Here is a 9,707-nt window from a genome sequence, read left to right as displayed (position 1 = left end):
TACCTGCTTCGACGACGCCGACAAAGTATCTTAACTGCCTGATGTCCACAATCAACAAATCCAACCGGGGCATGATCCCCAGTGCCTTCTTTCCTATCTCGAAACGATTGGAGGGCAAGGCAAACCATCTGCCGCCGTCTTGAAAACCGGGCCCTGTCTGGCAGCCGACGGAAGGCAGGTCAGCTGGCGAGCGCCAGGAGGTCGTGGGCGCGTCGCACAACTGGCGGGTCAACCATCTTACCATCCAACGAGAATGCGGACAGTCCGCGCCCGCAGCATCGCTTCCGCGCAACGACGCGACGGGCCCACTCGAGTTCCCCCCGCGTAGCTCCGCACTGGCTGGATGTTCAGATAGGCATAGCAGTCAAAGCCGAGCTCATGGACCGCATCGGTGAGGGCCCCCTTCAACATCGCCTCTGTTCTTGCCAGCGACGAAATATCGGACAGCTTCTGGAACCAAGTTCTCAACACACAAACCTCCTGAAATTTGCTCTCTGAAACTGATGCCGAGGTGTCTAAATTCATCTCCTCTTCGCGTTCTGCGGCGCGACAATCAAGGTGAGAGCGCGTATTGCCTCGCCCAAGAGTGTTCCCAAAGAACAATGCCGTTGCCTCACTCGGATGTTCTCGATTGCCTCACTGATTGTTCCCGAGATTTAGCCTCTGCCGATCCTGTGTTGCTCCGACGGCAGCCGGAAGGTCGCGCCTGTCAACGATATCGCCAACTGATGCCTGCCAGGCTGGATCGCTCAGCGCGAATCCGCATCCGATCAGAAAACCGACACCGAGGATGATCCACGGGTCGACGACGCCTAACGCCAAGAACCCAGTCAGTACCGCCGATGCCAACGCAATCAGCGACCGGCCGAGCCGGGTGAAACCGTCTGCAACGGCTCCTGCAAATACGGAGAGGATGAAGGCGGGCAGCGTGGATGAGGCTTGAACCGGCGCGACCATTAGATCGGAAGGTGAGACGGTGGCCATGAGCCAGCCAATGGCGACCGTGTGCATCATCCAGCCGAGGGATGAGACTTGGGTAGACAGCCAGATCGAGCGAAACGTCTGGTTCTTGAGAGGTGAAAAGATTCGATAGCGCTATCGCGTCCGCATCCACGTGCGCCCCGGTGCCCATCTTCCTGGAAACCTTTACATTGTACGCGTTCGCGCGAGCGACCGCTCGTGCGAACGCGGGGATAGTTCGGATACATCACTGCGGACTTTTTGGTTGGTGATCCGGCGCGCTGCAAACGCCCCATCCAACGCTTTTGAAAAAAGGGCGCCCTGCCGGGTAGGTAGGAGACCGGCAGGGCGCGCCGCGCACAAGTCCTGGTCGCGTGACGACCGGACAGCGGCGGGCGGATATAGCTTTGCGTACCGAACCTTTTGCCGTGGCGCCGTACATGACAGCTCATGGGAACAGGCCCCTTACCTGCGCTGCTCGTCGAACGGCATCGAGACAGATCGCCAAGGCAGCCTTCCACGTTCCGGAGTGGTTTTCATCCGGGTCTCAGTCAATTTGAGAATACGATTGTTTTATTTCCGTTGAGCATTATCCGCCGCTCCAGATGCAGTTTGGCGGCCCGTGCAAGGACACGGCTTTCGATGTCGCGGCCAGTGGCGACGTAATCCTCCGCGCTCATTGCATGCGTTACGCGCTCAGTCTCCTGATCTATGATGGGACCTTCGTCGAGGTCGGGCGTAACGTAATGCGCGGTCGCGCCGATAAGCTTCACTCCGCGCTCGTACGCTTGATGATAGGGCTTTGCGCCCTTGAAGGAGGGCAGGAAGGAATGATGAATGTTGATCATCTTGCCGAACAGGCGTGTTGACAAGTCGTCAGATAAGATTTGCATATATCGGGCCAAGATCACGAGATCAGCGCCAGTTTCGCGCACTAGACCCAGCAGCTTCTGTTCCTGCTTGGTCTTGTTCTCCCTGCATACCGGCCAGTAATGGTAGGTGACCCCATCCCGCTCGGCGACCCCACGGCTGTCTTCGTGGTTAGAGACGATCGCGACCACGTCCGCGTTCAGCCAACCGACCTTGATCTGGTAAAGCAGATGAAGCATCGCATGGTCGAATTTCGACACCATGATGATGATCTTTGGCCTGCGGCGCGCATCGACAGTGTGAACACAAAAACCGAAGCGATCGATTGCCGGCTTGAGCGCACGCTCGATTGACGCGGTCGAAACCGACTCGTCACCTTCAAGGGCCAGACGCATGAAGAATCGATTGCTGGTGCGGTCCCAGAACTGGCTGCTCTCGGCAATGTTGGCGCCGAGCGCAGTCAGTTCGGTTGCGACAGCCGCGACGATGCCGGGGCGGTCATCGCAGGTTAGAGTTAGAATCTGGAGTTGGGACATTGTACCTTCGGGTCAAATCGATTTGGAGAACTCGGGCAGATAACAAAAAGATCGCCGACGAGACCGTAGTCGGCGACCTGGAAGATCGGCGCTTCCTCGTCCTTGTTGATGGCAACGATCACCTTCGAATGCTTCATGCCAGCAAGGTGCTGGATGGCGCCGGAGATGCCGACGGGCGATGTAGAGATCGGGAGCAACCACCTTGCCGGTCTGGCCGACCTGCCAGTCGTTCGGCGCATAGCCGGGGCATCGACGGCGGCGGGAAGCGCCGATGGCGGCACCGAGCTTGTCGGCGACCGGTAGGATGACTTCCTGGAATTTTTCTGCCGAACCAAGCGCGCGTGCGCCCGAGATGATAATGCGAGCCGAGGTGAGTTCCGGCCGGTCGCTCGACGACAGCTGGTTTTCCGCGAAGGTGGATAGTTGCGGGTCGGCTGCCGCCGAGATCTGCTCGACGACAGCCGCATTGCCTTGGGAGGCGAACGGAAAGGAGGCGCTGCGCACCGTGAACACCCGCTTGGCGGCGGTGGATTGCACAGTCTGGGTCGCATTGCCGGCATAGATCGGCGCTTGAAGGTGTCGGGTGCCTCGACCGCGATCATCTCGGGGACCTGCATCACGTCGAGCAGCGCAGCGACGCGCGGCCAGACGTTCTTGCCGGTGGTCGTGGCGCGACAAAGGTGTCGTAGCCGCCGGCGAACGAGACGATCAGTGCGGCGATCGGCTCGGCAAGACGCTGTTCGAGTCCATCTGAGTCGGCCAGCAGGACGTGGCTCCGGGCCGATCGAAGAGACGATGATCTCCCGGGCCTTGCCGGCTTCCTTGATCCTGATCGCTTGCTCGACCGCGATCTCGTCGAACGGGTTAATCGCCATCATGACGTTGGCGAGTTCAACCGCCGAACTGTCCGGCTTTTTCGGATCTTGACGTTGATATCCACTATCCGCTGACCGGGACTACGAGCGTCATGCTTTCTCCGTTCAGCGCGTGGGGACCGGTTCTTCGCCGCGATAATCATAGAAGCCTCGCCCACTCTTGCGGCCGAGCCAGCCAGCCTCGACATATTTCACGAGGAGCGGACAGGGACGGTATTTCGAGTCCGCGAGGCCCTCGTGGAGCACCTGCATAACTGAAAAGCATGTGTCGAGGCCGACGAAATCAGCAAGCTGCAGCGGGCCCATCGGATGGTTGGCGCCGAGCCGCATAGCAGTGTCGATCGCATGGACTGAGCCGACGTCTTCATAGAGCGTGTAGATCGCCTCATTGATCATTGGCAACAGAATGCGGTTAACGATGAAACCCGGGAAGTCTTCGGCCACAGTGAACGTCTTGTCGAGGCTTTCGATAAAGCGCTGCGCTGCGTCAAAGGTCGCCTTCTCTGTAGCAATGCCGCGCACCAATTCAACAAGCTTTATGACCGGTACGGGGTTCATAAAGTGCATACCGATGAAGCGTTGCGGCCTGTCGGTCGCTGCCGCGAGCCGGGTAATGGAGATCGACGAGGTATTGGTTGCGAGAAGCGCTGACGAGCTTAGGACAGGGCAGAGTTGCTGGAAAATCTTGCGCTTGATCGTCTCATTCTCGGTCGCTGCCTCGATAACCAGGTGCGCTTCCTTGAATTCTTCGAGCGCAGTTGCAGGAGAGATTCGTTTTAGCGCCTCTCGCGCTTCCTCCTCCTCAATCTTTCCGGAGGCGACCTGCCGCGCCAGATGCTCTTTGATCTGGGCGATCGTCTTTTCGATCCGCTCCTCTAAGATGTCATAGAGCCTGACATCGTAACCCGCGAGCGCAGTCACATGGGCAATACCGCTCCCCATTTGACCAGATCCGATAACACCAATTTTCGTGATGTTTCCCACCATGTCGCAAATCCTTCCGGACATTCAGGATGGCTCGCATATCGTCAAACAACGCTTTCAAGTTGCGGAAGGATTTCGACAAGGTCGCCGATGATGTCGTAATCGGCGACCTCGAAGATCCGGGCTTCTCGTCCTTCTTGCGACGATGACCTTGGAATCCTTCAGGCCGGCAAGGCGAAAGGGAGCCCCTAGTAGATTGGTTTCATCGCCGGAACGACTGTCGATCTCAAAGGTTCAGTGTCCACCGGCGCCCGTCAGGATCATATCGCACCCTCGGCCTTTAGCGCGCGATAGGTCGTATCAACTGATTTCGCAGTCGCGTCGACGATGATGTCGATCTCATCTCGGGTTATGATCAGCGGTGGGGCGTAGCCCAGGATATCGCCATGCGGCATGGCCCGGCCGATGACACCATTCTCAAGCAGAGCAGCGGCGGCACGCGCGCCGACCTGAAGTTCGGGCTCAAACGATACGCGCGCTTTGGGATCTCGCATGAACTCCACGGCGGATAGAATTCCGACGCCGCGAACTTCGCCGACAATAGGATGTCCCTCCAATTCGGCTTTCATACGGGAAAGCCAATATGGTCCGACATCCTGGACGTGCTCCAAGATGTTTCTTTCCTTAAGTACTTGAATGTTGGCAAGGGCGGCCGCCGCGCACAGCGTGTGCCCAGAATATGTCCAGCCATGCCCTAGAGGACCGTTCTTCTCCGTCCCTTCTTCCAAGACCGACCAAACGCGGTCGCCGATGATTGACCCGGAGATGGGGAGGTAGGCGGAACTCAGGCCTTTGGCGATGGTCACGAAATCCGGACGCATGCCATAGAGGTGGGAACCGAATTTCTCACCGGTTCGCGCGAAGCCGCAGACCACTTCATCGGCGATCAGAAGGATATCGTACTTGTCTAGCACCTCTTGAATGGCCGTCCAGTAGCCCTTTGGAGGCGGAACGATGCCGCCGGTCCCAAGTGCCGGTTCTCCGATAAAGGCTGCGACCGTATCTGGGCCCTCAGCAACAATAAGGGCCTCAAGTTCATCGGCGCAGCGCTTGGAGAAGGCTTCTTCAGTTTCGCCCTCATGCGCCTGGCGATAGTAATGTGGCGTCGTTGTATGGCGCACCAGATCCAATGGAAGGTCGAAAAATTTGTGAAAGAACGGAAGGCCTGTCAGGCTACCGGTGATCAGCCCGGAACCGTGATAACCGCGATGTCGCGAGATTATTTTTTTCTTGTCGGGGCGACCGAGGATGTTGTTGTAGTACCAGACGAGCTTGATATTGGTCTCGTTGGCGTCGGAACCGGACAGGCCAAAATAGACCCTTTGCATGTTCTGTCCGAAATATTCGACCACGGCCTCCGCCAAACGGGCAACAGGCTCCGTGCCTTGGCTGGCATAGACATGAGCGAACGGCAGTTCGTGCGCTTGCTTGGCAATGGCATCAGCGATCTCCGTGCATCCATATCCCATGTTGACGCAGTAGAGCCCGCCGAAACCGTCGAGGCTCTTTCGGCCTTCAGTATCCCAGATGTAGACGCCTTCCGCTCCGGCCATAATCCGGTTCGGCGTCTCGCCGCGGCTGTGTTTTGCCAAGTGCGTGGACGGATGAAAGACGAAGCTCCGATCCTTCTCTTGGACTTGCTTGGTTCCCAGATTGGTCAGGTTCATGGCCCCTCTCCTCTTTTATCATTTGTCGGAGAACACTCGGTCGCCGCCCTCTAAGCCGTGAATATACCGGAGGACACGCCTCACGTTCCACGGCAATGCGCGTCTGCGGCCGACGAATTCACGGAACTTTGGCCAACGTCCGTGGAAAGCACGGGCCCGGAAACTCACCGCTCTCTTAGTGCGGACAAGGGTATCGGCGAATTGGATTTTACGGATTTCGTCACGACAAGGCTATAATATTGGTCGATCCCGAGGCCTAGCTGCAGCAACCCCTCCATGAATTCCTGATAAGCAGCCATAGAGGGAGCTGCAACGCGCATCAGGTAATCGACCCGGCCCCCGATAGCCCAGCAGTCCATAATTTCGGGGATGCCTTGAATCGCGGTCTCAAAGTGTCGTTGGTCTTCGAGGCGGTGACGATCCAGCACCACCTCCACCATCACGAAAACCACGCCCACCGTGAGGGATGGACTCAGCCGCGCGTAATAGCCTTCAATAACTCCTGCTGTTTCGAGTACGCGGAGCCGCTCCGAGCAGGCCGACGCCGACAGATGAACACGCTTCGCAAGCTCGCTTTTCGATATCCGACCGTCTGCTTGCAGCTCCGAGAGAATTCGAAGATCCCAATTGTCCAAGCGCACAGTGTTTAGTTTCGACTTCATGGCCTTGCCGGGCTATTTACGTTTAGGCGCTGCTTTTTGGGTCTGCGCCAATTGCATCCATGGTGCCGACGTGCCAGCCAGCGTTGCGTTCCTCGCAGGCGGTGCTGGCGCACGCATGGGCCCATTCGCACAGCTTTGCCCAAACAAAAGCACAGCTTCTCACTGCCCTTTCGGAGTCTATGGATAAGCGAGGCAGGACGGATTGCCTAACGGGAATAATCAAACACCGATGTTGCGCGCGATACTATCGGCAGCCATGCGCTTACGCCACTCAATCGGCCCGGAATTGTGAACCGAATTTCCCTCAACATCCACAGCCATGATCACAGGCATATCCTGGACCTCGAATTCATAAATGGCTTCCATGCCCAGGTCTTCAAAGGCAACGAGCCGCGCCGCTTTGATCGATTTCGATATCAGGTACGCAGCGCCACCCACTGCGATTAGATAGGGCGTCTTGTGTCTGACAATCGATTCAATGGCCGTTGGCCCCCTCTCCGCCTTACCGACCATGGCATAGAGGCCAGTCTCGGCGAGCATCTTTTCAGTAAAACCGTCCATGCGGCTGGAGGTTGTTGGGCCAGCCGGCCCCACGACCTCACCCCTTACCGCGCGGACTGGTCCGACATAGTAGATCACGCGTCCTCGCAGATCGACCGGAAGCGGCTTACCGGCATCGATCAGGTCGACCACTCGCTTGTGGGCGGCGTCACGACCCGTCAGCATCTTTCCGGATAAGAGAAGGGTCTCCCCGCAGCGCCACGATGCTGTCTCTTCCCTCGTCAGCCCATCCAAGTTGACCCGGCGGACGCCGGTTGTCTGCAAGTCTTCATGATCGATCTGGGGCCATTGGGAAAGGTCGGGCGGTTGGAGTTGCGCTGGTCCTTTACCGTCCAATGTGAACGTCAAGTGGCGGTTGGCTGCGCATTGCGGGATGAGTGCCACGGGCTTAGACGCCGCATGGGTTGGATAAGTTGCAACCTTGACATCAACCACGGTGGTCAGACCTCCGAGGCCTTGGGCTCCGATCCCGAGAGCGTTAATGCGTTCATAAAGTTCAGTGCGGAGCGCCTCCTCCGCGTTTGATGGCCCCTTGGCGATAAGATCCGACATGTCGATGGGCTCGTTCATGGCCTCCTTGGCCAAAAGCATCGCCTTTTCAGCGCTGCCACCGATGCCGACCGAGATAAGGCCGGGCGGGCACCATCCGCTGCCAAGCGTCGAAACGGTGTCGACAACCCAGTCGGCAACGGACGCGCTGGGGTTGAGGGTGGTGAACCGAGCCTTGTTTTCCGACCCGCCGCCTTTTGCGGCTATGGTGATCTCGATCTGGTTGCCTTGCACAAGGTCGACGTGGACGACTGCCGGTGTGTTGTCGCGGGTGTTCAATCGTCGGCCAAGCGGATCCGAGACGATCGATGGCCGAAGAGGATTGTCGGAATCGAGATATGCTCGGCGGACGCCTTCATTCACGAGGTCCGCGAAACTGGCCGCAGACTTGATACGAACTCCCATCCCGACCTTGGCGAAAACCACCACGAGACCAGTGTCCTGGCAGATCGGCCGACGCCCAAATGCCGCCATGCGCGAATTCAGCAGTATCTGCCCTATGGCGTTCTTTGCCGACGGGCTCTGTTCGCGCGCGTATGCCTGCGAAAGGTACCGGATATAGTCTGGAGGATGGTAATACGAGATGTACTGAAGGGCGTCGGCGACGCTCCTTGCGATGTCTTCACCGGCAATGGTGCGTGTCCTTTTGTTCACCAACTCTTACCCGAATGACCCGAGCCCGTTGACCAGTTTCAGGCTTTGAAAGCTCCGCAGGCCCTGCTCGCCACCTTCATAACCATAACCGCTCTGCTTGACGCCTCCATACGGCGCATCTGCGGAAACCCCTTTCAGGTAATTCACACTGACAGCGCCAGCCGAAACACCGGCGATCAGCGCTCGTTTCGCATCGGCGGCGCCAGTGAAGAAGTAGGCAGCCAAGCCATACTCGGTGGCATTGGCTTCCTCGATAGCCTCCTCGATCGTGTCGAAAGGCGCCACGGTCAGGATCGGCCCGAACGGCTCGTCATGAAGCACTTTCGCATCCTTTGGCACCCCTGTCAGGATGGTTGGCGGCCAGTAGAAACCCGGCTGGTCCAAGCGGGCGCCACCGGTCTCGACGCGGGCGCCGCGATCCACCGCGTCCTTGACCAGACGCTGCATGGCCTCGATTCGCCGCGCGTTTGCCATCGGCCCCATATCCGTCGCTGGGTCGTCAGGTGGGCCGATCTTGATTTTGCAAGCGGCTTCGGTCATCCGGGATAGGAACTCCTCATAGATCGGGCGGGCGACGAGAATCCTGCTGGGCGCGTTGCAGCTCTGGCCCGCGCACTCGAATTTGTATTCCGAAATTGCCGGAACGGCCTTTGTGAGATTCGCGTCCTCGCAGACAACGACTGGGGAGTGCCCACCGAGTTCAAGGATGCACCGCTGCAAGTTATTTGCGGCAAGCTTGGCAAGATGTTTTCCAACAGCGGTGGAGCCCGTAAAGGTCAGGACCTTTACGATTAGTGAGTTGAGCAAATGTTCAGAAATTTGCGCCGGCACGCCGAAGACGAGATTGATCACGCCGTCCGGGATACCCGCCTGGCGCAACGCTTCGACAATGTAGATGGCGGCGCTTGGTGTCTCTTCAGCCCCTTTGAGGATCACAGGACAGCCTGCCGCAAGCGCTGGGGCAAGCTTGCGGGCGATAAGCACGGCGGGATAGTTCCACGGCGTGAAGGCAGCGACCACACCGAGCGGCTCAGGGGCAATCATTCGGTTCGGGCCGTGTGGAATTGGGGCCGACAATTCTTCGGCGTGTTCACCGTACCACTCAAGCGTTTCGACTGCGCGCGCGTACTCGCCCGTTGCTTCGGCAATCGTCTTGCCCTGCTCTCTCGACAAATCCTTGGCTGCGTCTCCCACCTTCGTTGCCAGGATTCTTGCGGCCGCGACAAGGATTTCGCCGCGATCCTTCGGCGGTCGGGAGGACCAGGCCCGGCGTGTGCGCTCAGCAGAAGCAAGGGCCTCGTCCAGATCCGAAGCCGACGCCGCGGCCACCGAGCCAAATACCTGCTCTGTCGCCGGGTTGGTCACCGTCAGGGTTCCACTACCGTCTCG

At 58.4% G+C, this 9,707-nt stretch carries 7 protein-coding genes and 3 pseudogenes; all 10 read right to left on the bottom strand.

What is annotated here, in order from left to right:
- Positions 1 to 232 (bottom strand): hypothetical protein (locus NKI63_RS30120; protein ID WP_352824080.1); only part of this gene is annotated, 232 nt, incomplete at its 3' end.
- 452 nt (positions 233 to 684) lie between these two features.
- Positions 685 to 1,086, bottom strand: a pseudogene (locus NKI63_RS30115) (MFS transporter); the annotation flags it as partial.
- 425 nt (positions 1,087 to 1,511) lie between these two features.
- Entirely contained in the window at positions 1,512 to 2,366 is an 855-nt protein-coding gene (gene purU / locus NKI63_RS30110; protein WP_352824079.1) for a formyltetrahydrofolate deformylase, read from the bottom strand.
- Positions 2,345 to 3,135, bottom strand: a pseudogene (locus tag NKI63_RS30105) (electron transfer flavoprotein subunit alpha/FixB family protein); the annotation flags it as partial. The pseudogene NKI63_RS30105 and the gene purU, both read right to left, overlap by 22 nt.
- Before the next feature lie 211 nt (positions 3,136 to 3,346).
- The gene (locus NKI63_RS30100; RefSeq protein WP_352824078.1) at positions 3,347 to 4,228 is read right to left on the bottom strand and encodes a 3-hydroxybutyryl-CoA dehydrogenase; all 882 of its coding nucleotides are present in this window, start codon (positions 4,226 to 4,228) and stop codon (positions 3,347 to 3,349) included.
- A gap of 41 nt (positions 4,229 to 4,269) precedes the next feature.
- Positions 4,270 to 4,414, bottom strand: a pseudogene (locus NKI63_RS30095) (electron transfer flavoprotein subunit alpha/FixB family protein); the annotation flags it as partial.
- A 71-nt stretch (positions 4,415 to 4,485) separates the two neighbouring features.
- Positions 4,486 to 5,892, bottom strand: a complete 1,407-nt coding sequence (locus tag NKI63_RS30090; RefSeq protein ID WP_352824077.1) for an aminotransferase — start codon at positions 5,890 to 5,892, stop codon at positions 4,486 to 4,488.
- A gap of 164 nt (positions 5,893 to 6,056) precedes the next feature.
- Positions 6,057 to 6,554, bottom strand: coding sequence for an Lrp/AsnC family transcriptional regulator (locus tag NKI63_RS30085; RefSeq protein WP_352824076.1), 498 nt, complete (start codon positions 6,552 to 6,554; stop codon positions 6,057 to 6,059).
- Between the two features lie 219 nt (positions 6,555 to 6,773).
- Positions 6,774 to 8,318 carry a fumarate hydratase gene (locus tag NKI63_RS30080; protein WP_352824075.1) on the bottom strand — a complete coding sequence of 515 codons (1,545 nt, stop codon included), beginning with the start codon at positions 8,316 to 8,318 and terminating at the stop codon, positions 6,774 to 6,776.
- Positions 8,319 to 8,324: 6 nt separating this feature from the next.
- Complete coding sequence (locus tag NKI63_RS30075) at positions 8,325 to 9,689, bottom strand: NAD-dependent succinate-semialdehyde dehydrogenase (RefSeq protein WP_502900531.1); 1,365 nt, start codon at positions 9,687 to 9,689, stop codon at positions 8,325 to 8,327.
- Between the last annotated feature and the right edge of the window lie 18 nt (positions 9,690 to 9,707).

The sequence above is a fragment of the Mesorhizobium sp. M0410 genome (assembly GCF_040321435.1).
Lineage (GTDB): Bacteria > Pseudomonadota > Alphaproteobacteria > Rhizobiales > Rhizobiaceae > Mesorhizobium.
This window is presented reverse-complemented; position numbering and strand designations above follow the sequence as displayed.

Bases quoted from the DNA above. Each gene is read 5' to 3' on its own strand.
- purU (WP_352824079.1), bottom strand. From the start codon at position 2,366: ATGTCCCAACTCCAGATTCTAACTCTAACCTGCGATGACCGCCCCGGC.
- NKI63_RS30100 (WP_352824078.1), bottom strand. From the start codon at position 4,228: ATGGTGGGAAACATCACGAAAATTGGTGTTATCGGATCTGGTCAAATG.
- NKI63_RS30090 (WP_352824077.1), bottom strand. From the start codon at position 5,892: ATGAACCTGACCAATCTGGGAACCAAGCAAGTCCAAGAGAAGGATCGG.
- NKI63_RS30085 (WP_352824076.1), bottom strand. From the start codon at position 6,554: ATGAAGTCGAAACTAAACACTGTGCGCTTGGACAATTGGGATCTTCGA.